Origin of the sequence: Pseudomonas sp. GD03875 (assembly GCF_029840585.1) — a bacterium.
In the GTDB taxonomy this organism is placed as follows: domain Bacteria; phylum Pseudomonadota; class Gammaproteobacteria; order Pseudomonadales; family Pseudomonadaceae; genus Aquipseudomonas; species Aquipseudomonas paralcaligenes.
Genome location: NZ_JAOCCV010000002.1, coordinates 70248 through 94140 on the forward strand (window position 1 = coordinate 70248; position 23893 = coordinate 94140).

Genomic DNA, 23893 nt, shown 5'->3' on the forward strand with positions numbered 1-23893 from the left:
CCGGGGTGGCGAAACGCCGCAGGCGCGGTGCAAGTCTAGTGGATGCCGCGTGTTGTCGTGACCGAGGGGGACTAGTGCAGGCGCCGCGCGGCGAAGCGCTCGCCGACCAGCGCCTCGGCCTGCCGGGCGAGCTGGTCGAGCAGACGGTCGCGCTGCTTCTCCGCGTCGCTCATGGCCCGCTGGCCGTACTGCTTGAGCAGGTAGGTGTGGATCTGCCGGACCTCCTTGGACTGGAAGATCGGCGCCAGGTCCTGCACCGCCACCCAGCCGTCCGAGGCGCGGTCGCGGGTGTTCATCAGCACCTGCGACCCGCGCGCGGCCAGCACCCGGAAGCCCAGGGCCTCGAAGGTCGGCACCCGGCCCGCCACGCAGGCCAGCGCGGCATGCGGGTGGAGCAGCAGCATCCGCTGCAGCAGGGCGCGGGCGATGCCGCGGCGGCGGTGGCTGGCGAGCACGGCCAGGTAGGCCAGGGTGCAGGCGTCCGCATCGTCCGCGCTGGGCAGGTAGAGGGCGAAGCCGAGCACCCGGGACGGGTCCTCGTCGTCGAGGGCGAGGATCAGCCGGGCGCCGCTGCCTTCCTCGCCGCCCATGGCTTGCAGGTACAGGTGCACCTCGAAGCCGATGACGTACTGGTACAGCGGGTAGAGCGGGTTGCTGGGCGTCAGCGGCGCGGGGCTGAGGTCGCTGAAGTAGTCGACCACCATCTGCAGCACCTGGCTGTTCAGGGCCTCGGGCGGCGGGGTGGTCAGGTGGGCAAGGGTGAACATCGGGGGGATGGCTCCGGGGCAGGCCTGCTGGGCGTCGAAATGAGCGGCATTGTATCGCCCAGGCGCCGCGGCGTTTTCATCACGCAGCCGCTGCTAATGGCTGCCGCCACCGACCTGTCGCTTGGCGATGTCCCTCATCTTGGCCGAGAGAACCTCCGCCTCCACGGCCTGTACGGTGCTCTTGGCGGGTGGACATTCGAAGAAGGCGCTCTCGGCGAGCGTGTGGAGGCGCTCGCCGCTGTTCAGGGTGAACTGCACGAAGGCTAGATGCTCCGACCAGGAGCGATAGCGCCGCACCATGAAGAGGCTGTACCTGGACCTGGTCGAGCTGATCGTCGACAGCGCCACCCGGCGGTCGCCCTCCGCGCCGCACAGCACCAGTTCGTCGCCATGGATGAACGCCGGCTGGCTCCTGGCGACCCTCAGCCACTCCACGCTGAAGCGGCCGACCATGGCCAGCACGACAAGAGGGAGGGGAGAGAGTGGCGCGACTTCGCCCCTGGCCATGCCCGCCAGCGTCATGCCGCCGATGAGCAACAGAAAGAGCAGGGTGATGACCCGGTAGAAGTGGACGTTGCCGAACTCCGGCAGGGGCAGTAGGCGAGCTTCCATGTGGGGTGGGCTTTCTTCGGATGGATGGGTGCGGGGCGCCGTCAGCTGCGGCTCTCTAAACGCCGGGCGAGAAAGCCCATCAGCATGCCTCCGGCGATACCGATGGTGCCACAGGTCAGGCCCATGGGGCGGTCGCTTACGAAGCCGACGTTCTTCACAGGGGCCGGCAGGCCGAACAGGCCGCTGAACAACAGCATCGCGACTGACAGGGCGACGAGGTGGATACCCCCGGCCTGCCAGGAGTTGCTGGGTATTCCCTGGCTCCTGCAATACAGGTGGCCCAGGCCGAATGGCAGCAGGAACTGGGTGGCGAGGAAGAGGATCAGGTGGCTGCTGTCGCTCATCGTGGGCGGCTGCTTCGAAGTGGCTTGGGGCCAGGGTAGGGCATGCGCTTGTCAGGCAGGGTGACTTGTCGCGCAAAACGATGGCTATGTCCCCCTTACGTGTTGGTGGCGCAATCCTGCTCTTGTGGGAGCGGCTGGGCGGCATTCCGATTGGCCGCGAAGTTCGCGGATAAATCCGCTCCCACAAGGTGTGCAACAACTAATGGGGACATAGCCAAAACGATGGCTTGGCCCCGCTGCCGTGCTTCATGTCGGAGCAGCCGATAAGGCTGCTCGTTTGACTGTGCTGTGCGGGTTGCCGACGATTCAGGCTGGCTCGGGAAGGCGCTCCGCCTGCAGCGCCCGCTGCAGCTCCGCCACCAGCGCATCGACCCTGTCCAGGCCCCGCGCCACCGACGCGGCCAGCAGCTCGCCGCCCACCTCCTGGCCTTCGATGGCGACCTGATGCACCCGGGTGATGCCGATGAAGCCGAGGGCGGTAATCAGGTTCGGCTCCAGATGGTTCATGTGGGCCATCTCGCCGCCGATGTCGAAGCCGATGCCGCCCCGGGCGGTGAGGATCACCGCATGCCGCGGTCGGTCGGCCAGCTTCGGCACATAAGGATCGAGCCGGTTGCTCTCGTCCACGTCCACCGTCCGACCGGGGCGCACCACCTGGTCGACCCAGGCCTTGAGCGCGGCCGGCATGCCGAAGTTGTACAGCGGCGTGCCGATCACCAGCACGTCCGCCGCGATCAGCTCGTCGACGAGTTGGTCGCTCTCCGCCAGGGTCTGCCGCATCCACGGCTCGCGCTGCGGTTCCGGCGTGAAGGATGAGGCGATCCAGTCGTGGTCGATGATCGACGGCGGGTTCTGGCCGATGTCGCGGTAGGTGACGGTGTCCTGCGCGCGGCGGGCCAGCCACTGGCCGACGAAGCGCTGGCTGAGGTTGCGGCTGTGCGAGCCGTGCAGGTCCTTGCCGGCAAGGCCGGGGCGGGCGCTGGCGTCGAGGTGCAGAATGTGCGGCATGGGAAGTCTCCTGCTTGAAGTTGAACTCATCTGTGAATCGCAGCAGACTCAGGCTAGGTCCGGCCCTGTTGGGCGACAAACGATCATTATTTTTGGGTACGACTGAGGAGGATTCAGCCATGACGCGACGCTGGTTACCTTCGCTCTCGGCCCTGCGGGCCTTCGAGGCGGCTGCTCGCCACGAGAGCGCCAAACGGGCCGCGGAAGAACTCTCGGTGACCGCCACGGCGGTCAGTCATCAGATTCGCGCGCTGGAGGAATCGCTCGGCGTCGCACTGTTCCTGCGCAAGCCGCGCCAGCTCGAACTGACCGCCCAGGGCCGCGAGCTGCAGCAGGTGCTGGAGAGCGCGTTCGACAGCATCGGCGCGACGGTCGAGCGGCTCAGCGCGGTGCCCTGCCGCCAGGCCATCACCCTCAGCACCACACCCGCCGTGGCGGTGCGCTGGCTGTTGTCCTGGGTGTGCCTGCTGCGCGACTCGCACCCGCAGATCGACCTGCGTATCCACGCCTCGCACGAGCCGGTCGCGCTCGATGGCGTCACCGCGGACATCGCCATCCGCTACGGCGACGGCCGCTGGCCGGGGCTGGTGGCGGAGAAGCTGTTCGGCAACACCTTCATCCCGGCCTGCAGCCCGCTGCTCGGCCTGCGCGACGCGGCCGAGCTGCCCAACCACCCGCTGATCCACTTCCGCAACCAGGCCGCCATTTCCTCGCCCCTGGACTGGGCGCTGTGGCAGAAACAGGCCCGGGTGCCGGGGCTGGATGTCAGCGCCGGGCTAGTGTTCTCCGACGAGACCCACGCCGTCTCGGCGGCCATCGGCGCGCAAGGCGTGGCGCTGATGAGCCGGCAACTGATCGAGGATGAGCTGAGGGAAGGGCGGCTGGTGCAGCCATTCGGGCCGGAAGTGGAGGGCAAGCCGTTCTTTCTGGTGTATCCGGAGAGTCGCAGAGGTGATCCGACCATTCAGGCGGTGCGGGATTGGGTGATGGCGGTGCCGGGTGGGCTTTGCACGCTGTAGGCCAGGCTGGCCGCGCCGGACGGCTGCTCTTCCTTGCCGTCCCCTCCAATCGCCCCGCGAAGCGGGAGGGCGAGCAAAAGAAATACGAAACGATTAAGGCCAAACGGGCTCCATTCTCCGTAACCCATCGGAAATGAGGTGTCACATGAGTAGCACGACAGACAAGATCAAAGGCAACGTCAACGAAGCTATCGGTAAAGTCAAAGAGGGTGTCGGCAAGGCTACCGATAATCCTCGTCTTGAGGGCGAAGGAGACGCTCAGCAGGTGAAGGGCAAAGCCCAGCAGCTCAAGGGCGACGTGAAGGACGCGATCAAGAAGGGCGTCGACAAGGCCTGATGGCAAGTTGCTGGTAGGCGGGCGTTGGAGCGTTCTATTCCCCCGCAAGGATGTGAACGATCAGGCGTTTGTGGGCTTGTTCGATGCAGAACGGCTGTTGTGTCCCGGATGGGGCTGGTCAGGCTAGCTGGCGGCGCATCCGGGGCCGATTCTGTTTTCGTGCGGCTGCTTGTTTTCTTGTCGGGTGATGCAGTGGTTCCGCCCTGCTGGGCGGGTCACTTTTTCCAGCCGCGTCTGCCCGGTCGGGAAAAAAGTAACCCAAAACGCTTGCCCCGCCATCCGGCCCTACGCTTCGCTCCGGGTGACTCGCTGCGCTCGCCCTTCGGGCCAGCCTGCGGCTGTTACTTCGCTGCGCTAGGTTTCGTTCGCTCCATCGTTGCTTCGAGGGCCGGCTTGCAAGGGCCATCCATGGCCCTCAAGCCTCTCGCCGCATCCCTGTGGCTCTCTATGCAACGATTCCGCTCACCTTCCTGAAGGGGTGTTTGGTTCTGCCAGATAGTCTGGGTAAAGCAGCCTGCTTGGCGGTTTCTGTAGGGTGCGCCGTGCGCACCGCCTCCCTGTCATCGGTGCGCACGGCGCACCCTACGTGGAACGTCGCTTTTTGGTAGGAGCGAGTTTGCTCGCGAACCAAGCCTGCAAAGAGCTTCGCGAGCAAAGCTCGCTCCTACTGGTAGCCCGGATGCAATCCGGGAAAAGGCGTGGACCCAATCCCGAATGAAAGCGTTGCTTTCATTAGATTCCGCCAAAACTTTCAGGCAACTCGGAGCCCGAGTCCCCGTCAGGAGGCCGAGTGGAGGTGTCGCGCAGGGGGGACGAGCCGCATGGATGCGGCGAGAGGCGTAAAGGGGCAGGGACGCCCCTTGTACGCCGGCCTCCGGAGCGGCACCGGAGGGAGGGAACCCCGCCGCAGGCGGGGCCGGATGCCGGGGTGGCCTTCTCTTTGGTTACTTTCTCTTGGCCAAACAAGAGAAAGTGACTCGCCGTAAGGGCGAAAAGCACCCAGTTTGACAACTCAAAGCTTATGAGGCTCGCACTGACGCAGCATCTTCGAGATTTCTCTTAGATCTTTTCGCTACCCAAATCGAATGCAAGGATAGATATCGTTGCCTGCCGTGCATGATCCTGAGGTAGCGAGAATGTGTAGCGGTCGCTAGTTTCATCTAGCCGTATTGGTCCGCTTAGGTATCTGGGGTGGGCTTTGGTTGTGTTTCGAATTTTCTCTAGAATGCTAGAGAATCCGGCGTTTCGGCTGAATATAATTATCGCAGCTTTAGTGTCGCGCCAAGATAGGTAACTTAGAAGCTGATCTATCGCTTCTAAGAAATGTTTTTCGCCTTTCCATATCTTGAATTCGGCAACAAAGAGGTTGTTGTTTTCATGGCGAATAATTACATCTGTTTTTCCTTGGTAATTAAAGGCCTCTCCGGAGGCTTTTCCGAAGTGTGAATTCAAAGGGACAAGAAATAGGTCTCTTAGCGTTTCTTCGTCTAATTTTCTTGCCCGCGAAGAGCTTTGTTCAATGCTTCTGCCTGCTCCTCGTACAAGAGATAATATTGTCTCATATTGCTTTTCATCCAGTGTTGGGTCTGGAGGGAGAGCTGGGCGCATGGGTGGGAGTTGAGGGGTTATCGTCTTTTTAATTGCAGGAGGTACATATGTTTTGGCATCCCCGGGCTTTTCTTTAAGTTTTATACCAAGGCTGCTGAGTTGAGATGCGACGCCTTTTTGTTTGAGTAGTTTCTCTCTTCGATCATTGATGCTTTGGCGTACTGCTTGAGATAGCTGCTGCTCGAAGCCTGACCACTCTTGGCGATGCCATACGAGATATTTTTCGACAGACTCTAGAAATGAATCTAAAGATTCTTTAATTTTTTCTGGGGAGAGTTCTCGGCCGGATATTGTGAGGCGCAAGCACTGACCGCTGATGTCGGCGTGAGGTGGGGAAAAATCCCATGTGCTTGGTTTTAAACTGAAGAAGATACCCTCTCCCTCAAAGGGGATTTCAAAGTCATATGCCTCTCCTGGGACGGATCTCATCTGCTTGTCCCATTGATCATATACTTCAATATTTCTTTCGTGATGACTTGCTGTTATTAGGGATCGGTCAATGCTGGGTATTTCGATCTGAAATTTTTGTATAAAGTAGGAAATAAGTTCTTCCGGGTCGGATTGTAATACTCTTTGCTCGGGGAGCTTACTTATATCTTCGCTGGCGGCAGATATTTGATTGCGTAATGCCGAGCTTCCATCGTTGGAGTGGAATAAGTAATTGGGTTTTTTTCTTCCGTACATTTATGGATTCCATAAGCTGTATGGTTCGCAAAAAAAGGCCGCGTTAATCGCGGCCTTTTATCATTATCAATCCCAGCTCAACGCCCCACCCGTCTGATACTCGATCACACGCGTCTCGAAGAAGTTCTTCTCCTTCTTCAGATCCATGATCTCGCTCATCCACGGGAAGGGGTTGGTGGTGCCCGGGTATTCTTCCTTCAGGCCGATCTGGGTCAGGCGGCGGTTGGCGATGAACTTGAGGTAGTCCTCCATCATCGCGGCGTTCATGCCCAATACGCCGCGCGGCATGGTGTCGCGTGCGTATTCGATCTCCAGCTGGGTGCCCTGCAGGATCATCTGGGTCGCTTCATCCTTCATCTGGGCGTCCCACAGGTGCGGGTTCTCGATCTTGATCTGGTTGATCACGTCGATGCCGAAGTTCAGGTGCATGGACTCGTCGCGCAGGATGTACTGGAACTGCTCGGCGGTGCCGGTCATCTTGTTGCGGCGGCCCATGGAGAGGATCTGGGTGAAGCCGCAGTAGAAGAAAATGCCTTCCAGTACGCAGTAGTAGGCGATCAGGTTGCGCAGGAACTGGCGGTCGGTCTCCGGGGTGCCGGTCTTGAACTCGGGGTCGGAGATCGAGCGGGTGTACTTGAGGCCCCAGGAGGCCTTCTTCGCCACGCTCGGGATCTCGTGGTACATGTTGAAGATCTCGCCTTCGTCCATGCCCAGCGATTCGATGCAGTACTGGTAGGCGTGGGTGTGGATCGCTTCCTCGAAGGCCTGGCGCAGGATGTACTGGCGGCACTCGGGGTTGGTGATCAGACGGTACACGGCCAGCACCAGGTTGTTGGCAACCAGGCTGTCGGCGGTGGAGAAGAAGCCGAGGTTGCGCTTGACGATGCGGCGCTCGTCTTCGCTGAGGCCGTCCTTGCTCTTCCACAGGGCAATGTCGGCGTTCATGTTCACTTCCTGCGGCATCCAGTGGTTGGCGCAGCCATCCAAGTACTTCTGCCAGGCCCAGTCGTACTTGAAGGGTACGAGCTGGTTGAGGTCGGCGCGGGCGTTGATCATCTGCTTGTCGCCGACCTGTACGCGGGCGGCGGAGCCTTCCAGGTCGTCCAGGCCTTCCTGGATGTCCAGGTCGTCGAGGGCCTTCTTGGCGCGGGCCACGGCGTCGGAGTCGTCGGCGGAAACGGCGCGGGCGTCCTCGACGGAGCCGGCGGCGTCGTCGTCCAGTTTGTCGATGGCGGCGCCCATGACGGGTGCGGCGGTCTTGGCGGCGGCGGCTTCAGCGCCGTCTTCCTTGTCGAATTCGTCCCAGCTGAGCATGGTGGTCTCCTGCTTGGTATCGGGCCGGGTTTCTGTGCGGCCTGTATGAATGTTCAGTAATTCTGATTGTGTTCCGTTGCGGTCTGCACGCAAGGGTCTAACCGTGCCGCCCGATTGGCGGCGCCCAGGCCCGCTTGGCGGGCGAGGGGAGTGTTCGTGGGGGATTCGGCTGGGCCTGGGTCCCTCACCCCTGGCCCCTCTCCCGGGGGGAGAGGGGAAACAAGCCGAGTTGCCGGTGGTTTTACCTTTGGCAACTCGGTGCGAGCGCGAAGCTGAGCGAGTGAGCGCTAGGCGCCTGGCAGGTTCGAGCCCCTGAGCGTGCTGGTGCACGTGATGGGGGCGGACCTGCCGGGCAACGACGCGGGCGCCGCTCAGATGCGTGCGACTTCCCTTACTGACAAGCTTCGCAGTCGGGGTTGTCGATGGAGCACGCCTGCGGTACAGGAGCTGGGCCGGCCGGCGCGGCGAAGTTGCCCTCGTCGATCGCACCGCTGGACACGGCGTTCAGCTTGCCGGTGTTGATGGTGGACTTCTCGGTGCTGGTGGCGGCCAGGGCACGGAGGTAGTAGGTGGTCTTCAGACCACGGAACCAGGCCATGCGGTAGGTCACGTCCAGCTTCTTGCCCGAGGCGCCGGCGATGTACAGGTTCAGCGACTGGGCCTGGTCGATCCACTTCTGACGGCGGCTGGCGGCGTCGACGATCCACTTGGTTTCCACTTCGAACGCGGTGGCGTACAGGTCCTTGAGGTCCTGCGGGATGCGCTCGATCTGCTGCACGGAGCCGTCGTAGTACTTCAGGTCGTTGACCATGACCGGGTCCCACAGGCCGCGGTTCTTCAGGTCGCGCACCAGGTAGGGGTTGATCACGGTGAATTCGCCGGAGAGGTTCGATTTCACGTACAGGTTCTGGTAGGTCGGCTCGATCGACTGCGACACGCCAATGATGTTGGAGATGGTCGCGGTCGGCGCGATGGCCATGATGTTGGAGTTGCGGATGCCTTTCTTGACGCGCTCGCGTACCGGCGCCCAGTCCAGCGACTCGCTCAGGTCGACGTCGATGTACTTCTGGCCGCGGGCCTCGATCAGGATCTGCTGGGAATCCAGCGGCAGGATGCCCTTGCTCCACAGCGAGCCGTCGAAGGTGGAGTAGCTGCCGCGCTCCTCGGCCAGGTCGCAGGAAGCCTGGATGGCGTAGTAGCTGATCGCTTCCATGGACTTGTCGGCGAACTCGATGGCCGCGTCCGAGCCGTAGGCGATGTGTTGCAGGTACAGGGCGTCCTGGAAGCCCATCAGGCCGAGGCCGACCGGACGGTGCTTGAGGTTGGAGTTGCGCGCCTGCGGCACCGAGTAGTAGTTGATGTCGATGACGTTATCGAGCATGCGCACGGCGGTCTTCACGGTGCGGCCGAGCTTCTCCACGTCGAGCTTGCCATCGACGATGTGGTTGACCAGGTTGATCGAGCCCAGGTTGCAGACGGCGATCTCGTCCTTGTTGGTGTTCAGGGTGATCTCGGTGCACAGGTTGGAGCTGTGCACCACGCCCACGTGCTGCTGCGGGCTGCGCAGGTTGCACGGGTCCTTGAAGGTCAGCCACGGGTGGCCGGTCTCGAACAGCATGGACAGCATCTTGCGCCACAGGTCCTTGGCGGCGATGGTCTTGAACACCTTGATCTTGCCATAGCCGGTCAGGGCTTCGTAGTACTCGTAGCGCTCCTCGAAGGCCTTGCCGGTCAGGTCGTGCAGGTCAGGCACTTCGGACGGGGAGAACAGGGTCCACTGGCCGTCGTCGAACACGCGCTTCATGAACAGGTCCGGAATCCAGTTGGCGGTGTTCATGTCGTGGGTGCGGCGGCGGTCGTCACCGGTGTTCTTGCGCAGTTCGAGGAATTCCTCGATGTCCAGGTGCCAGGTTTCCAGGTAGGCGCACACGGCGCCCTTGCGCTTGCCGCCCTGGTTCACGGCGACGGCGGTGTCGTTGACCACTTTCAGGAACGGCACCACGCCCTGGGATTTGCCGTTGGTGCCCTTGATGTAGGAGCCCAGCGCGCGCACCGGGGTCCAGTCGTTGCCCAGGCCGCCGGCGAATTTGCTCAGCATGGCGTTGTCGTGGATGGCCTGGTAGATGCCCGACAGGTCGTCCGGCACGGTGGTCAGGTAGCACGAGGACAGCTGCGGGCGCAGGGTGCCGGCGTTGAACAGGGTCGGGGTCGACGCCATGTAGTCGAAGCTGGAGATCAGGTTGTAGAACTCGATGGCGCGCTCTTCCTTCTGCGGCTCCTCGATGGCCAGGCCCATGGCCACGCGCATGAAGAAGATCTGCGGCAGTTCGAAGCGCACGCCGTCCTTGTGGATGAAGTAGCGGTCGTACAGGGTCTGCAGGCCCAGGTAGGTGAACTGCTGGTCGCGCTCGTGATCGATGGCGCGGCCCAGTTTCTCCAGGTCGTAGGTTTTCAGCTTGGCATCGATCAGCTCGAACTCGGAGCCTTTTTCCACGTACGCCGGCAGGGCCTTGGCGTACAGCTCGGCCATCTCGTGGTGGGTGGCGCTGCTGGCGATGCCGAGGAAGCCCAGGCCTTCGGCGCGGATGTTGTCCATCAGCAGGCGGGCGGTGACGTAGGAGTAGTTCGGCTCGCGCTCGACCAGGGTGCGGGCGGTCATCACCAGGGCGGTGTTGACGTCCTTCTCGGCCACACCGTCGTACAGGTTCTTCAGGGTCTCGGCTTCGATCAGCGAACCGTCGACTTCGGCCAGGCCTTCGCAGGCCTCGCGGATGATGGTCTGCAGGCGGCCCATGTCCAGCGGCTGCACGCTGCCGTCGGCCTTGGTGACGCGGATGCTCGGGTGCGGCTGGGCAACTTCGGCGGAGCCGGCCTTGCGCTTGGCGGCCTGGGCCTCGCGGTAGATCACGTAGTCGCGGGCGACCTTCTGCTCGCCGGCGCGCATCAGGGCCAGTTCGACCTGGTCCTGGATTTCCTCGATGTGGATGGTGCCGCCGGACGGCATGCGGCGCTTGAAGGTGGCGGTGACCTGTTCGGTCAGGCGCGCGACGGTCTCATGGATGCGCGACGAGGCGGCGGCGTTGCCGCCTTCAACTGCGAGGAACGCCTTGGTGATGGCCACGGTGATCTTGTCGTCGGTGTAGGGCACGACGGTACCGTTGCGCTTGATCACGCGCAGCTGGCCCGGGGCGGTGGCGGCCAGATCCTGACTGGATTCGGCTGCCTGCGGCGCCACGGCCTGCGGGTTCTCGCGAGTTGTGTCGGTGTGCATGAGGTTCTCCGCTTCTAATTGGTTTGGACACCGGGGGTGTCTTGTGTTCATTCCATTGAAAACGTCGCGACGTCCGGCATTCCGGCCAGACATCGAGAAACATGGGCAGTGCAGGATGACGCGCCGCCGTCCTGGCTGCCGACCTGGGTGAAGCCGCTGGCGTGACCACAATCTGTAGTGATCGACGTTGCGCGACTTCGCGGTCGTTCGGTGAATGCAGGGGGGATGTGCTACGCGGTCCGTGCTGTGCTCAGCCGCGGCGTTGGCGCTGAGTGGAAATGCTAACGGCAGCGCGTGGATCGGGCCCCTCTGCATTCTTTCTTCTTAGTGTCCCTGGCCTCGGGTGACCCACTATATGTTGGGGTGAGGCGCGATGGGGATACAAGATAATGCGCTATGGGGGGCTTTGCAAGGGAAAGGCGGGCGGCGTTTCTGTGGATAACTTGTGGGTGAATTGTGGGTCGTTTCGGGCCGGCGCGCGGTAGGCCGCGAGAACACTGGCTCTTGCCGTTCGTCGTCCCTCGGGATGGTTTTTTCAGGCTGTGCCGTGGCTTGGATCGTCGGGCACCCTAACACAACATCTAGTGTTTCTGGCATGCGCTGTGCTAACCGGTTCCGGTTGCTACAATGCCGCCACTTTCATGGTGCCCGCTGGAGAGAAGTCGTGGAGCAAGAGGCCTGGCAGATCCTCATCGTCGAGGACGACCAGCGGTTGGCGGAGCTGACCCAGGAGTACCTGCAGGGCAACGGCCTGCGGGTGGCGATCGAGTCCGACGGTGCCCGTGCCGCCGCGCGCATCCTCAAGGAGCAGCCGGACCTGGTGGTGCTCGACCTGATGCTGCCGGGCGAGGATGGCCTGTCCATCTGCCGCAAGGTACGCGGCCAGTTCGCCGGCCCGATCCTGATGCTCACCGCGCGCACCGACGACATGGACGAGGTGCTCGGCCTGGAGATGGGCGCCGACGACTATGTGTGCAAGCCGGTGCGCCCGCGCGTGCTGCTGGCGCGCATCCGCGCCCTGCTGCGGCGCAGCGAGGGCGTGGCCGAGGCGCCGGCGGCGGAGAGCCTGCGGCGCCTGGAGTTCGGCCCGCTGGTGATCGACAGCGCCATGCGCGAGGCCTGGCTGCGCGGCGAGGGTATCGAACTGACCAGCGCCGAGTTCGACCTGCTCTGGCTGCTGGTGGCCAACGCCGGGCGCATTCTCTCCCGCGAGGAAATCTTCACCGCCCTGCGTGGCATCGAGTACGACGGCCAGGACCGCTCCATCGACGTGCGCATCTCGCGCATCCGCCCGAAGATCGGCGACGACCCGATGCACCCGCGCCTGATCAAGACGGTGCGCAGCAAGGGCTACCTGTTCGTTGCCGAGGCCGCCGCCGCGCTGCAATGAACACCATCTTCCTGCGCATCTACGGCGGCATCATCGCGTCCCTGGTGCTGGTGGCGCTGCTCGGTGTGGGCGCCCTGCAGCTGACCAACGAGGTGCGCAGCGACCAGTACCGCGAGCAGCTGGCGCGCGGCACCTTCCGCCTGATGGCGGACAACCTGGCTCCGATGGCGGAGCTGGACCGGCGCCGCGCCCTGGCCACCTGGAGCCGCCTGATCGGCGTGTCCCTGGAGCTGCAGGACCTCTCCGCCGAGCCGCTGGACGGCCGCGCCCGTGGCCGCTTGCTGCGCGGCCAGGTGCTGGTCGAGCAGACCGGCCCGCACGCGGCGCGGGTTTACGCGCTGGTCAGCGCCGAGGAGCGGCTGGTGCTGAGCACCGAGGTGGAACAGATCAGCGAGCAGCTGGCCCGCGCCACCGTCTACCTGCTGATGGACGAGCTGGTGCGCTCGCCCATCGTCGAGCAGCCCAGGCGCCTGGCGGCATTGAAGGAAGAAAAGCAGTTCGGCTTCGACCTGCGCCTGGCGACCCTGGAGAAGGTCGACCTGGACGAGGACCAGCAGCGCCGGGTGGACGAGGGCGACACGGTGCTGGCGCTGGGCAAGGGCGGCGACTCGATCCGGGTGATCGCCGGCATGGTCGGCACGCCCTGGGTGCTGGAGGTCGGCCCGATCTACCAGATGAATCCCTATCCCACCGAGCTGCTGGTGCTGATCGGCGCGCTCGGCCTGACCCTCACCGGGTTCATCCTCTATCTGTTGGTGCGCCGCCTGGAGCGCCGCCTGCAGGCACTGGAGAACGCCGCCGCGCACCTGGCCAGCGGCCGCCTGGACGCCCGCGCGCCGACCCAGGGCGCCGACTCGGTGGGCCGTCTGGCCTCGACCTTCAACGCCATGGCGGCGCAGCTGCAGCGCCTGCTCAGCGTGCAGCGCGAGATGGTCCGCGCGGTGTCTCACGAGCTGCGCACGCCGGTGGCGCGCCTGCGCTTCGGCCTGGAGATGATCGGCGACGCCGACAGCGACGAGGCGCGGCGCAAGTACATGGAAGGCATGGACGGCGACATCCAGGAGCTGGACAAGCTGGTCGACGAGATGCTGGTCTACGCCCGCCTGGAGCAAGGCTCGCCGGAGCTGAACTACCAGACCGTGGACCTGGGCGAGCTACTCGACCAGGTGATCGGCGAGCTGGCGCCGCTGCGCGCCAACATCCGCGTCGACCGCGGCCGCTGCCGCGACTCTCCGGAGAGCGGCGCCCTGGTCGAGGCCGAACCGCGCTACCTGCATCGCGCCCTGCAGAACCTGGTGAGCAACGCCATGCGCCATGCCGAGTCGCGCGTGCGCCTGAGCTACAGCATCGACCTGGAGCGCTGCCGGGTGGACGTGGAGGACGACGGCCCCGGCGTGCCCGAGGAGGCCTGGGAGCACATCTTCACCCCCTTCCTGCGCCTGGACGACAGCCGCACCCGCGCCTCCGGCGGGCATGGCCTGGGGCTGTCCATCGTGCGCCGGATCATCTACTGGCACGCCGGGCGTGCCCACGTGGGGCGCAGCACCAGCCTGGGCGGCGCCCAGTTCAGCCTGGTCTGGCCGCGTCGGCAGGAGAGGGGCGAGGCGGTCTGAGGGGGCTCAGTTCTCAGAACTTCTCGTTCGGGCCGAGATAGCGCCACTGCCCGGCCGGCAGCTTGGCCAGCCCGGTGCGGCCGAAGCGCAGGCGGCGGATGCCCAGCACCTGCAGACCGACGCTCTCGCACATGGCACGCAGCTGGCCCGGCTGCACTGCCTTGATGGCGAAGCGCAGGCGCGTCTCGCTCTGCCAGCTGACCTTGCACGGCGGCAATGTCACGCCCTTGTAGCTGACGCCGAAGGCCAGGCGCTTGAGTCCTCTTTCGTCCAGGGTGCCGGCGACCTCGACCAGGTATTCCTGCTCCAGCGTCGCGCCCTTTTCCTTGAACAGGCGCACCACCGCGTGGCTCTGACTGAACACCAGCAGGCCGCTGGCGTCGGTCTCCAGCGGGGTGAGCAGCTCCAGGCGGCGCAGGTGGCGGTTCAGCGGGCGGATGCCGCTGGCGTCCTCGGCCCAGCGGTGGGCGTGGTTCAGCAACTGCTGGGCGGAATTGGCGCCCAGGCCGCAGCCGACGCCGACCGGCTTGTGCAGCAGCAGGGTGACCGGTGGCTGGGTCTCGGCCCTGGCGCCGGGCAGCAGCTCGATGCGCTCGTCGCGCACCGGATGCTGCGGTTCCTCGACCACCTGGCCGTCCACCGTGACCCAGCCTCCCTCGATGTACAGCTCGGCCTCGCGCCGCGAGCAGGAGGTCTGCTGGATCAGACGTTTGGACAGGCGTTCGGCTTCGTTCATGGCGGCGGGTGTCACATCGGGAAATGAAAGGCATTGTACCCGGCCTGGGGTGTCAGCCGTGATTGGGATACAAGGTATCGACTCGCAGAGGAGCCATGACATGAGACGGACAATCCTGGGTATGACCGCCAGCGCGCTGCTGGCCCTCTCCACGCCGCTGCTGGCGGAGCGCAGTGAGCTGGGCGAACTGGAACTGAAGGAGGTGGTGGGTGGCCTGGAGCACCCCTGGGGCCTGGCCTTCCTGCCGGACGGCAAGGGCAGCCTGATCACCGAGCGGCCGGGCCGGCTGCGCTGGCTGGACGACCAGGGCCGGCTGAGCGCACCCCTGGGAGGCGTGCCGCAGGTCTACGCCAAGGGCCAGGGCGGCCTGCTGGACGTGGCGCTGTCGCCTCGGTTCGCCAGCGACCGGCTGGTCTACCTGAGCTACGCCGAGGCGGACGACGAGGGCGACAAGGCGGGCACCGCGGTCGGGCGCGGGCGGCTCAAGGACGACATGAGCGGCCTGGAGGGCTTCCAGGTGATCTTCCGCCAGCAGCCCAAGCTGTCGACCGGCGTCCACTTCGGCTCGCGCCTGGCGTTCGACCGCGACGGCCTGCTGTTCGTCACCCTGGGCGAGAACAACCAGCGGCCCACGGCCCAGGACCTGGACAAGCTGCAGGGCAAGCTGGTGCGGCTGAAGCCGGACGGCGGTGTGCCGGACGACAATCCCTTTGTCGGCCAGGCCGGTGCGCGCCCGGAAATCTGGTCCTACGGCCATCGCAACCCGCAGGGGCTGGCCTTCGACCCGTGGAGCGGCCGGCTCTGGCTGCATGAGCACGGGCCGCGCGGCGGCGACGAGATCAACCTGCCCGGCAAGGGCCTGAACTACGGCTGGCCGAAGGCGACCCACGGCATCAACTACAGCTTCCTGCCGATTCCCGAGGCCGAGGGCAAGACAGTGCCCGGCACCGAGGCGCCGCACCACGTGTGGGCGAAGTCGCCGGGCATCTCCGGCATGGCCTTCTATTCCGCCGAGCGCTTTCCGGCCTGGCAGCACAACCTGTTCATCGGCGCGCTGGCCCAGCCCGGGCTGATCCGCCTGCCGCTGGACGGCGACAAGGTGGGGCAGGAGGAACGGCTGCTGGAGGACCAGGGCTGGCGCATCCGCGACGTGCGCCAGGGCCCCGATGGCTACCTCTATCTGCTGACCGACGCGCCGAACGGCAAGCTGGTCAGGCTGGGGCTGCAGAAGCAGTAACCGCAAGGCGCGGGGGCGCACATCACCAGGTGGTGTGCGCGGCGCACCTTACGGGCGTCAGTGCGCCGCCGCGTCCAGCGCCGTTTCCGGCGCCTGGGCCGCGACCAGTTCCGGCGGCAGCGGCTCGGTGACCACGCTGAAGTCGCTGATGCGGATGGCGCCGCGGCCTTCGCCGAGCAGGTGGAAGGAGAAGGCCTTGCGGGTTTCCGGGTTGTCGAAGTCGAAGCTCAGCTCGATGCTCTCGCCACGCTTGAGCGCCGGCAGGGTCGGGATGGCCAGACTGTTGTCGCGGTCGAATTCCTTGGTCAGCAGGCGCAGCGAGGCGCCCTGGCGGTCCAGGCGCACGGCCTCGATCTTCAGCGTCACCCGGGTGCGGGTGCCCTTGGGCATTTCCAGGTACTGGGCGCCGATCAGGTTGTCCGCCCAGTCGTCGCGGGACTGCACCTTGAGGTCGATGCGCTGGCGGTTGGCGAACTGGTAGCGCTGGCCGATCTGCCCGCCGGTGATGGACTGGTCGAGCAGGGCGGCACGCTGGCTGACCAGGCGCGCCTGGCGCCCGCTGACCCGGCCCAGGTACTTGGGCTGCCCGGCGATGAAGCCCGCGCTCTCGTAGCGCCGGCAGACCTGCTGGAAGTTGCACTCGGTGAACACCTTGCCGTCGTGCTGGCGCAGCAGGCCGTTGGTGTAGGAGACGATCTCGCGCGGGGTGGCGTAGTCGCGGAACAGCGAGCGGCCGGCGATGTTGTCCGGCACCGGCAGGTCGAAGTAGTCGAGCACCGAGGCGGTCAGGTCGACGTGGCCGTACACGCCGGTCTTGACCCGGGGCAGCTTGTCCGCGGCTGGCGCCAGGACCAGGTTGAAGCCCCAGGCCGAGGCCAGGCGCACGTTCTCGATGCCGTGGGATTCGTCGGAGGTGACGATGACCAGGGTGTCCTTGAGCACGCCCTGTTTCTCCAGGCCGTCGAGGAAGTCGCCCACCGCGTCGTCCAGGTAGCCGATGGCGGCCTGCTTGGCAGTGGGGAAGCGGTCCAGGTAGTCCTGGGGCGCGGAGTAGGGCTGGTGGGTGCCGACCGTGAGCAGGGTGAGCATCCACGGCCGCTCGCTGGCGCGCAGCTGGCCGACGTATTTCAGCGCGCCCTCGAAGTAGGCCTTGTCGTCCATGCCCCAGGGGAATTCCAGGTAGGGGCGGTTCTTGAACCAGTCGCGGCCGTGGGTCTTCTGGAAGCCCATGTGCGGCATGATCTGGTCCTTGGCCATGAAGCGCAGCCCGGCGCCCTGCAGGAAGTGGGTGCGAAAGCCCATGGCGCGCAGTTGGTGCGGCAGGCACTGCAGGTTGCGGGTCTGGCTGTTGAGCAGCTCGACGCCCTTGGGCGTGCCGGAGTCCAGCTTGCTGTAGTCGCCGCAGAGCATGGCGTACAGGCCGCGGATGGTCTGGTGGCTGTGCAACACGTAGTCCGGCGTGGTCATGCTGCGTTCGGCCCATTCGCTCAGGCGCGGCATCAGGTCTTCTTCGTAGCTGCTGCCGACGAGCTGGCGGTTGCGCGCGATGTAGGCGCCGGGAATGCCTTCCAGGGTGACGATCAGCACGTTGCGCGCCTTGCCGCCGCCGTGCAGCAGCGGCGTGCCGGACAGGTCCAGCCGGCTCAGACCGTCGATGTCCGGCGGCAGGCCGGATTCTTCGCCGGCGTACCAGTCCTCGACCGCCATCCGCGCGCGGCTGCCGCCTTCGGCCAGGACCTTGTGCGGCAGGTTGAACAGACGCCACTGGTCGTCCTCGCTGGGCTCCAGGTACTGGTCGACGGCGTGGCCGGCCAGCAGGACGACGGGCAGCAGGTAGGCGTAGCGGGGAATCCGCGGGCCGCGCCGGCGGCCGAGCAGCAGGCAGGCCAGCGCGAGCACCGCCAGGGCGCCGGCCAGCAGCGGGTAGCGAATGCCGCCGCCCTGGGTGGACTGGCTGACGAACTGCGGGTCGCTGAGGTACTTGAGGTCGTTGGGCTCGGGCATGCGGCCCACGGCGTTGACCAGCTCGGCGTTGCCCAGCAGCATCACCGCCCAGGCGGCGATCAGCGGTACGGCGAGCAGGGGGCGGCGGTAGCAGAGCAGCAGGAGCAGGCTGCCGATGCCGAGGTCGGACACATGGCCAGGCCAGCTCGACCAGCCGAGCCAGTAGCGGGCGACGGTGGGCAGCACGAGGAACAGCAGGCCGAGGGCGAGAAGCGACGCGGCAGGAAAGGGCAGCCAACGGCTCGAAAGGCGCACAGGAGCTCCTGAGATAGGGCAGCGAGAGTCCGTGTAATTCAGACAGGCGAAAGGGGTCGTGGTTGCGACTTGCCATGATTCTGAAACATGCCTGTGCTAGACGCCAGTGGCGCATGCGTCCGACGCCGCGTATGGCGGGCGCCGGACGGCCCGTGGCGGGGCGGGCAAGCGCAGCGGCGGCGCGGCGCGCGCGGTTTTTTCCGCCGCCCGAGCGGCGTGCGGCAGATTGTAAGCGGGTTCTACGGGTAGAATGCCGGCCTCTTCGAACGGGTGACGAACATGGCTCTGATCGGGCGCTACAACTCTCTGCCGGTGGCCAAGCTGGCCGACTTCGGCCTCTTTCTCGACGGCGGCGCGGATGGCGAGATCCTCCTGCCCAAGCGCTACATCCCCAAGGACGAGCCCTGCGAGGTCGGTGACTGGCTCAACGTGTTCATCTACCTGGACAGCGAGGACCGCCTGATCGCCACCACCGAGAAGCCCAAGGTGCAGGTCGGCGGCTTCGCCAGCCTCAAGGTGGTGGATATCAACCGGGTTGGCCTGTTCTTCGACTGGGGCCTGCCCAAGGACCTGCTGATGCCGCACTCCGAGGAGAAGTGCCCGCTGCAGGTCGGCGACTACTGCGTGGTGCACGTCTATCTCGACCCGCGCACCCGCCGCATCACCGCTACCGCGCGGCTGGACCGCTACCTGGACAAGACCCCGGCGAACTACCAGGTCGGCCAGGAGGTGGACCTGCTGGTGGTGGAGCAGACCGACCTCGGCTTCAAGGCCATCATCAATGGCCTGCATTGGGGGCTGATCCACAAGAACGAGGTGTTCAAGTTCCTCCGTGGCGGCTCCCAGGAGAAGGGCTACATCAAGGAGCTGCGCGCCGACGGCAAGATCAGCCTGAGCCTGCAGCCGGTCGGCCAGCAGGCCCGCGACGAGCTGTCCGAACAGATCCTCGCCGCCCTGCGCGACGCTGGCGGCAGCCTGCCGCTGTCCGACAAGAGCGACCCCGCGGTGATCAGCAAGGCCTTCGGCGTCAGCAAGGGCAACTTCAAGAAGGCCATCGGCGGGCTGTTCAAGCAGGGGCTGATCGCCATCCACGACGACCGGATCGAGCTGGTCTGAGTCCAGGCCCGCCGATGCCGGCGGGCTGCTCTCCCGTGGCTCAGTAGCTGTACTTCATCGAGAACATGACGTTGCGCGGGGCTCCATGGAGCCCGTAGTTGCTGCTTACGGACGTGAAATATTCCTTGTCGAACAGGTTGTTCAGGTTGACTGAGCCAGACAGGTTTTCGGTGATCGCGTAGCGAGCCATCAGGTTGACCAGCGCATAGCTGCCTTGCCAGTACTGATCCTGGTTGCCGATTCTGCTCTGCCAGTTCATCCCGCCGCCGACGGTCAGCCTGCTCAGTGCGCCAGGCAGGCGATAGGTCGTGAACGTCTTCAGGCTATGTCGGGGCAGGCGCGAGAGGATGCGATTGTCGTCCTTGTCGGTGGTGACGCTGTAGGCGTAGCCACTGGTGAACTGCCAACCTTCGGCCAGCTCTCCGTTGAGCTCCAGCTCCACGCCCTTGGTCGTGGCGGAATCCGAAATGTCGTACATGAACGTGTCGCTATTCCAGACGGCCAGGTTTTCCTGTTCGTTCTTGAACACGGACAGGCTGGAAGTCAGGCGCCCATCGTTGAGGCTGGCCTTGATCCCGGCTTCGTAGCTGATGCCTTCTTCCGGCTCCAGCGGTGCGCGGTTGTATTCGATGACGTAGTCCTCCTGCGGCTGGAAGATCTTGGTGTAGCTGGCGTAGAGCGACCAGGTGTCATCCAGGGCCTGCACGATGCCCACATAGGGAATGAAGACTCCGCTTTCGCGGCTGCGGACGTCGTCGACCCCCGGGTATTCCATGACCCGCTTCCAGTCGATGACACGGCTGCCCAGAAGGAGATTGGTACTGTCCGTCAGTTGGAAGCGGGAACTCACATAGGCGCTGTACTGGTGTTCGTTTCGTACGTTGTTCCCGTAGTCGATGAAGTCGGGTTCGGGCATGGCGCCAACGTCATGGAAGTCGGGAATGTTCCTGTCGTAGCTGGGCGACAGGCCCATGCTGGGGCCCTTGGCCCAAAGATCGGACAGGGTGGCCCCGGTCATCAGTTCATGCTCACGTCCGAGGAGAGAGAACGAGCCCGTGGCGTAGGCATCCAGGCCGATCTGCTCGGCATTGCTCAGCCAGCGGGCGGGCCAGAGCGTTGCACCGGTGCCGGTGGCCTGGTCTATCAAACCCCTGATGTTGGTGAGCAGTGCGTCGTACTCGTTCTGGGTGTAGTTGAGCTCCACTTTCCCACTCCATCCCGAGTCGAACTGCTGTTCGAGCGAGACGAAGGCATTGTTCAGCTCCTGGTCGTAGTACAGCCACTTCGGCCATTTGTAGTCGTTGGCGCTGGAGTCGATCTTCTGTCCGTTACTGAAGAACAGTGGCGTGGCCCTGAACTGCGAGTCGCTGTCTCGCGTCAGGTGGCTGAAGCCCAGGGTAAGCAGGGTGGTGTCGCTCAGGTCGAATTCGCTGGTGCCGTACAGCACGAAATAGTCCTGTTCGTAACGATCGACCCAGGCGTGCTGGTGCTTGTAGTCGGCGACCAGGCGGCCTCGAATGTTGCCGCTCTCGTTGAGAGACCCGGAAACATCCATTCCACTCCCGTAGCGCTCCCAGCTGCCCGCCTCGGCGGTAAGGCTGACCTGCGGCTCGTGGGTCGGGCGTTTGCGAATCAGATTGACCGTCGCCGAAGGCGTTCCCAGCCCGCTCATCATGCCGGTCGCGCCTCGTACGACCTCGACCCGGTCATAGATGACGGTGCTGTGCAGGTCATTGCTCAGCAGGGAGGCGGTCGGCACCCCGTCGATCTGGAAATTGTTGATTATGGAACCACGCGCCATGAAGTCGGGGCTGTCGGCGCCGACGTTGTAGCTCTGCACGATGACGCCGGCGGTGGCGTTCAACGCATCGATCATGTTGTCGAGCTTCTGATCCTCCATGCGCTGGCGGGTCAGCACGGTAATCGATTGCGGCGTGTCCTGGGGCGACAGGTTGAGGCGCGTCGAGCTGCTGGTCGACCAGGTGGTGTAGGAGCCGGTGCCTTCGGTGGTGGAGCCCGGCGCCTTGCCGGAGATGGACGTGGTGCCCAGCTCCAGCACCCCGGCCTGGGCCGGGGTAGGCTCGATCACCGCGCTGTCGCCGGACAGGGTGGCGCGCAGGCCGCTGCCCTGCAGCAGCCGGTCCAGTCCCGCGCCGGGTTCGTGCTCGCCCTGCAGGCCGGGGCTGTTCAGCCCTTGCAGCAGCTCGCTGGGCACGATCAGGCGCAGGCCGCTCTGTTCGCCGAAGCGGGTCAGCGCCTGGCCCAGCGGCCCGGGCGCGATGTCGTAGTGCCTGGCCTGGTTCGCCTCCACGGCCTGGGCGGGCGGCTGCGCGTGGGCCAGCGGGCCGGCCGAGGCCAGGGCCAGGCAGAGGGCGGTGGGCGCGAATGATCGGTGCATGGTTCTCCCCTTTGCTGAAATCAGCTCAATGAAAATCGCTCTCAACGGGGGAAGACGACGGCGCGCGCAAACCTGACAGCGCGCCGGAAGTTTTTTTGTGGCCCGCCATCCCTGGCGGTCACCCTTCGGGCCGTCGTCCGGAGGACGACGTCAAAAATGGCTCTTATGTCTGCGTTAACGGTTGTCGGTGAGCGCAAGCCTGCTTTTGTGGGAGCGGACTTGTCCGCGAACGGGGCTGACGGCAAGGCTTCGCGGACAAGTCCGCTCCCACAGGGCTTGCGCCTCCACTCCGTGAGGGGGACATAGCCGGTTTTTTGCCTGGACCATCAACCGTCAGCGGGCTCGACCAGGGTCAGCCAGGGCCAGTGGCGGATGCGGATCGGCAGGGACTTCTGCAGCAGTTCCAGTTGCGCGGGTACGTCGCCGGTCGCGAACACGCCGGTGACCGGCAGCGCCCGCAGGCGCTCGTCGCGGATCAGGATCAGGCCGTCCTGGTAGTCGCCGAGCTGGTCGAGCACCTCGCCCAGCGGCTGGCCGTCGAACACCAGCCGGCCGCGGCGCCAGCCGGTGGCGGCCTGGACGTCCGCCGGCTCGGGCGGGCGCAGGCCGTCGGGACCGAACGCCAGGCGCTGCCCGCTCTCCAGCCGTTGCTCGGCGCCGTCCTGGCTGACCAGCACGCTGTGTTCGGTGACCACCACCGAGACCCGGTCGCCCTCGCGCCGGACGTCGAAGCCTGTGCCCAGCGCGCGAATCCGCCCGCCGGCCGCCTCGACCTCGAACGGACGGCGCGGGTCGGCGGCGACCTGCACGTGCAGTTCGCCGCCATGCAGGCGCAACACGCGCCGTTCGCCGTCGAGGGCGAGGTCGACGCGGGTGTGGGGCGCCAGTTCGAGGCGCGAGCCGTCGGCGAGGGTGAGTTCGCGGCGCTCGCCGCTGCCGGTGCGCTGGTCGGCCAGCCAGCCCTGGCGTTCGGCCTGCCAGCCGCCGGCGAGGAACAGGGCGAGCAGCACCGCCAGCGCGGGGCGTGCGAAGCGGCGCGGCGTGGCCGGGGAATGGCCGAGCGCTTCCCACAGCCGCTCGGCGTCGGCGCTGGCGGCGCGATGGTCGGCGCTGAGCCGGCTCCACTGCGCGTAGTCCGCCCAGTCGTCCTCGCTGGCGGCGCCGTCGTGCAGGCGCACCAGCCGTTGCAACGCCTCCTCGGTCAGCGGCGGCAGGGGACGGTCCAGTTCCTCGTCGCTGGGCTTCATTCGGCGACCAGCCCGAGGCGGCGGGCACAGTGGCGCAGTGCGCGCATGATGTACTTGCAGACCATGCTCGGCGAGACGCCCAGGCGCTCGGCGATGGCCGCGTGGTTCAGGCCGTGCAGGCGATTGAGCAGCAGCGCCTCGCGGCAGTTCGGCGGCAGCTCCTGCAGCGCCTGGTGCAGCAGCTGCAACTGCTGGCGCAGCTCGTACAGGCGCTCGGGGCCGGGGCGGGCGTCGAGCAAGTGGTCGTCGAGTTCGTCCAGCGGCGTGGTTTCGCTGCGCCGGCCGCGGCTGCGGCGCAGGTCGATGATCAGGTTGCCGAGGATGCGCAGGAGGAAGAAGCGCGGGTTGGCGATGGCTTCGCGGCGGCCGCCGTGGTCCAGCCCGGCGTAGCGCAGGAAGGTGTCCTGGGCCAGGTCGGCGGCGGCTTCCCGGTCGCCCAGCCGGCGGTAGGCCAGTTGCTGGAGTTCCCTGTGGTACAGGCGGAACAGCTGCTCGAGATTGGGGGCCATGGCGGGTCCGAAGGCGAAGCGGGCGCGCCAGACTAGCTAAAACGAGAATTGTTCGCAAACGTGGCGCGAATGAGTCGGGGGAGTGATAGGGCGTCATGGGGGGACAGCTTCTCTATGAAAGCGCTGGAGGCTGGACGAGAGTTTTCCTCGGTGCCCGGGCTGCTTTCCGAGCAGCGCCTGTCTCGACCGCGCCACACGGGATTTCCCGTCCCAACGCCTCGTCGTTCCCGCTTGCGCGGGAATGACGAGGAAAGTGGTCGTCCTCGTGAAGGCGGGGGCCCAGGGCACGGTGCTCCGGTCGTCACATGGATTCCCGCTTGCGCGGGAATGACGAGGAAAGTGGTCGTCCTCGCGAAGGCGGGGACCCAGGGCACGGTGCTCCGGCCGGCACATGGATTCCCGCCTGCGCGGGGATGACGAGGAA

General features: G+C 65.4%; 18 protein-coding genes. 6 read left to right on the forward strand and 12 right to left on the reverse strand.

What is annotated here, in order from left to right:
* Nucleotides 1–71: 71 nt before the first annotated feature.
* The 4 genes from N5D30_RS01805 to N5D30_RS01820 form a co-directional block, all read right to left on the reverse strand.
* Entirely contained in the window at nucleotides 72–767 is a 696-nt protein-coding gene (locus N5D30_RS01805; protein WP_279907406.1) for a GNAT family N-acetyltransferase, read from the reverse strand.
* 93 nt (nucleotides 768–860) lie between these two features.
* On the reverse strand, nucleotides 861–1379 hold the full coding sequence (locus N5D30_RS01810) for a hypothetical protein (RefSeq protein WP_279907407.1): 519 nt from the start codon (nucleotides 1377–1379) through the stop codon (nucleotides 861–863).
* Between the two features lie 41 nt (nucleotides 1380–1420).
* The gene (locus N5D30_RS01815) at nucleotides 1421–1723 is read right to left on the reverse strand and encodes a hypothetical protein (protein WP_279907408.1); all 303 of its coding nucleotides are present in this window, start codon (nucleotides 1721–1723) and stop codon (nucleotides 1421–1423) included.
* Nucleotides 1724–2029: 306 nt separating this feature from the next.
* Nucleotides 2030–2731, reverse strand: a complete 702-nt coding sequence (locus N5D30_RS01820; RefSeq protein ID WP_279907409.1) for an NAD(P)H-dependent oxidoreductase — start codon at nucleotides 2729–2731, stop codon at nucleotides 2030–2032.
* Nucleotides 2732–2850: 119 nt separating this feature from the next.
* Between N5D30_RS01820 and N5D30_RS01825 the strand changes: the two genes are divergently transcribed.
* Both N5D30_RS01825 and N5D30_RS01830 read left to right on the forward strand, forming a co-directional pair.
* Entirely contained in the window at nucleotides 2851–3750 is a 900-nt protein-coding gene (locus N5D30_RS01825) for a LysR substrate-binding domain-containing protein (RefSeq protein WP_279907410.1), read from the forward strand.
* A gap of 145 nt (nucleotides 3751–3895) precedes the next feature.
* Nucleotides 3896–4087 carry a CsbD family protein gene (locus tag N5D30_RS01830; RefSeq protein WP_279905383.1) on the forward strand — a complete coding sequence of 64 codons (192 nt, stop codon included), beginning with the start codon at nucleotides 3896–3898 and terminating at the stop codon, nucleotides 4085–4087.
* 1059 nt (nucleotides 4088–5146) lie between these two features.
* Here N5D30_RS01830 and N5D30_RS01835 read toward each other — a convergent pair.
* The 3 genes from N5D30_RS01835 to N5D30_RS01845 form a co-directional block, all read right to left on the reverse strand.
* Nucleotides 5147–6379 (reverse strand): hypothetical protein, encoded by a 1233-nt coding sequence (locus N5D30_RS01835; protein WP_279907411.1) that lies wholly within the window; start codon nucleotides 6377–6379, stop codon nucleotides 5147–5149.
* Between the two features lie 66 nt (nucleotides 6380–6445).
* A complete protein-coding gene (locus tag N5D30_RS01840) occupies nucleotides 6446–7693 on the reverse strand; it encodes a ribonucleotide-diphosphate reductase subunit beta (protein ID WP_279905381.1) in 1248 nt (415 codons plus the stop codon).
* A gap of 391 nt (nucleotides 7694–8084) precedes the next feature.
* Nucleotides 8085–10964, reverse strand: a complete 2880-nt coding sequence (locus tag N5D30_RS01845; RefSeq protein ID WP_279907412.1) for a ribonucleoside-diphosphate reductase subunit alpha — start codon at nucleotides 10962–10964, stop codon at nucleotides 8085–8087.
* Nucleotides 10965–11628: 664 nt separating this feature from the next.
* Between N5D30_RS01845 and N5D30_RS01850 the strand changes: the two genes are divergently transcribed.
* Both N5D30_RS01850 and N5D30_RS01855 read left to right on the forward strand, forming a co-directional pair.
* Nucleotides 11629–12354 carry a winged helix-turn-helix domain-containing protein gene (locus N5D30_RS01850; protein WP_279905379.1) on the forward strand — a complete coding sequence of 242 codons (726 nt, stop codon included), beginning with the start codon at nucleotides 11629–11631 and terminating at the stop codon, nucleotides 12352–12354.
* Nucleotides 12351–13967 carry an ATP-binding protein gene (locus N5D30_RS01855; protein WP_279905378.1) on the forward strand — a complete coding sequence of 539 codons (1617 nt, stop codon included), beginning with the start codon at nucleotides 12351–12353 and terminating at the stop codon, nucleotides 13965–13967. Before N5D30_RS01850 ends, N5D30_RS01855 begins: the two co-directional genes overlap by 4 nt.
* Before the next feature lie 13 nt (nucleotides 13968–13980).
* On the opposite strand, the gene N5D30_RS01860 is transcribed toward N5D30_RS01855, so the two are convergent.
* Nucleotides 13981–14703, reverse strand: coding sequence for an rRNA pseudouridine synthase (locus N5D30_RS01860; protein WP_279907413.1), 723 nt, complete (start codon nucleotides 14701–14703; stop codon nucleotides 13981–13983).
* Nucleotides 14704–14824: 121 nt separating this feature from the next.
* Here N5D30_RS01860 and N5D30_RS01865 point away from each other — a divergent pair, with 121 nt between their 5' ends.
* Entirely contained in the window at nucleotides 14825–15940 is a 1116-nt protein-coding gene (locus N5D30_RS01865) for a PQQ-dependent sugar dehydrogenase (RefSeq protein WP_279907578.1), read from the forward strand.
* 57 nt (nucleotides 15941–15997) lie between these two features.
* On the opposite strand, the gene N5D30_RS01870 is transcribed toward N5D30_RS01865, so the two are convergent.
* The gene (locus tag N5D30_RS01870) at nucleotides 15998–18199 is read right to left on the reverse strand and encodes an LTA synthase family protein (RefSeq protein ID WP_279907415.1); all 2202 of its coding nucleotides are present in this window, start codon (nucleotides 18197–18199) and stop codon (nucleotides 15998–16000) included.
* 279 nt (nucleotides 18200–18478) lie between these two features.
* Between N5D30_RS01870 and N5D30_RS01875 the strand changes: the two genes are divergently transcribed.
* Entirely contained in the window at nucleotides 18479–19315 is an 837-nt protein-coding gene (locus N5D30_RS01875; RefSeq protein ID WP_279907417.1) for a S1-like domain-containing RNA-binding protein, read from the forward strand.
* A gap of 40 nt (nucleotides 19316–19355) precedes the next feature.
* Here the strand turns inward: N5D30_RS01875 and N5D30_RS01880 are convergent, their stop codons facing one another.
* The 3 genes from N5D30_RS01880 to N5D30_RS01890 form a co-directional block, all read right to left on the reverse strand.
* Entirely contained in the window at nucleotides 19356–21713 is a 2358-nt protein-coding gene (locus N5D30_RS01880; RefSeq protein ID WP_279907419.1) for a TonB-dependent siderophore receptor, read from the reverse strand.
* A 326-nt stretch (nucleotides 21714–22039) separates the two neighbouring features.
* The gene (locus N5D30_RS01885; RefSeq protein WP_279907420.1) at nucleotides 22040–22960 is read right to left on the reverse strand and encodes a FecR domain-containing protein; all 921 of its coding nucleotides are present in this window, start codon (nucleotides 22958–22960) and stop codon (nucleotides 22040–22042) included.
* Nucleotides 22957–23469, reverse strand: a complete 513-nt coding sequence (locus tag N5D30_RS01890) for an RNA polymerase sigma factor (RefSeq protein ID WP_279907421.1) — start codon at nucleotides 23467–23469, stop codon at nucleotides 22957–22959. Before N5D30_RS01890 ends, N5D30_RS01885 begins: the two co-directional genes overlap by 4 nt.
* Nucleotides 23470–23893 lie beyond the last annotated feature (424 nt).

What these genes read in the sequence shown, in the direction of transcription:
- N5D30_RS01805 (WP_279907406.1), bottom strand. Translation starts at nt 767, where the DNA reads ATGTTCACCCTTGCCCACCTGACCACCCCGCCGCCCGAGGCCCTGAAC.
- N5D30_RS01865 (WP_279907578.1), top strand. Translation starts at nt 14,825, where the DNA reads ATGACCGCCAGCGCGCTGCTGGCCCTCTCCACGCCGCTGCTGGCGGAG.
- N5D30_RS01845 (WP_279907412.1), bottom strand. Translation starts at nt 10,964, where the DNA reads ATGCACACCGACACAACTCGCGAGAACCCGCAGGCCGTGGCGCCGCAG.
- N5D30_RS01820 (WP_279907409.1), bottom strand. Translation starts at nt 2,731, where the DNA reads ATGCCGCACATTCTGCACCTCGACGCCAGCGCCCGCCCCGGCCTTGCC.
- N5D30_RS01815 (WP_279907408.1), bottom strand. Translation starts at nt 1,723, where the DNA reads ATGAGCGACAGCAGCCACCTGATCCTCTTCCTCGCCACCCAGTTCCTG.
- N5D30_RS01830 (WP_279905383.1), top strand. Translation starts at nt 3,896, where the DNA reads ATGAGTAGCACGACAGACAAGATCAAAGGCAACGTCAACGAAGCTATC.
- N5D30_RS01835 (WP_279907411.1), bottom strand. Translation starts at nt 6,379, where the DNA reads ATGTACGGAAGAAAAAAACCCAATTACTTATTCCACTCCAACGATGGA.
- N5D30_RS01885 (WP_279907420.1), bottom strand. Translation starts at nt 22,960, where the DNA reads ATGAAGCCCAGCGACGAGGAACTGGACCGTCCCCTGCCGCCGCTGACC.
- N5D30_RS01855 (WP_279905378.1), top strand. Translation starts at nt 12,351, where the DNA reads ATGAACACCATCTTCCTGCGCATCTACGGCGGCATCATCGCGTCCCTG.
- N5D30_RS01890 (WP_279907421.1), bottom strand. Translation starts at nt 23,469, where the DNA reads ATGGCCCCCAATCTCGAGCAGCTGTTCCGCCTGTACCACAGGGAACTC.
- N5D30_RS01840 (WP_279905381.1), bottom strand. Translation starts at nt 7,693, where the DNA reads ATGCTCAGCTGGGACGAATTCGACAAGGAAGACGGCGCTGAAGCCGCC.
- N5D30_RS01880 (WP_279907419.1), bottom strand. Translation starts at nt 21,713, where the DNA reads ATGCACCGATCATTCGCGCCCACCGCCCTCTGCCTGGCCCTGGCCTCG.
- N5D30_RS01860 (WP_279907413.1), bottom strand. Translation starts at nt 14,703, where the DNA reads ATGAACGAAGCCGAACGCCTGTCCAAACGTCTGATCCAGCAGACCTCC.
- N5D30_RS01825 (WP_279907410.1), top strand. Translation starts at nt 2,851, where the DNA reads ATGACGCGACGCTGGTTACCTTCGCTCTCGGCCCTGCGGGCCTTCGAG.
- N5D30_RS01875 (WP_279907417.1), top strand. Translation starts at nt 18,479, where the DNA reads ATGGCTCTGATCGGGCGCTACAACTCTCTGCCGGTGGCCAAGCTGGCC.
- N5D30_RS01810 (WP_279907407.1), bottom strand. Translation starts at nt 1,379, where the DNA reads ATGGAAGCTCGCCTACTGCCCCTGCCGGAGTTCGGCAACGTCCACTTC.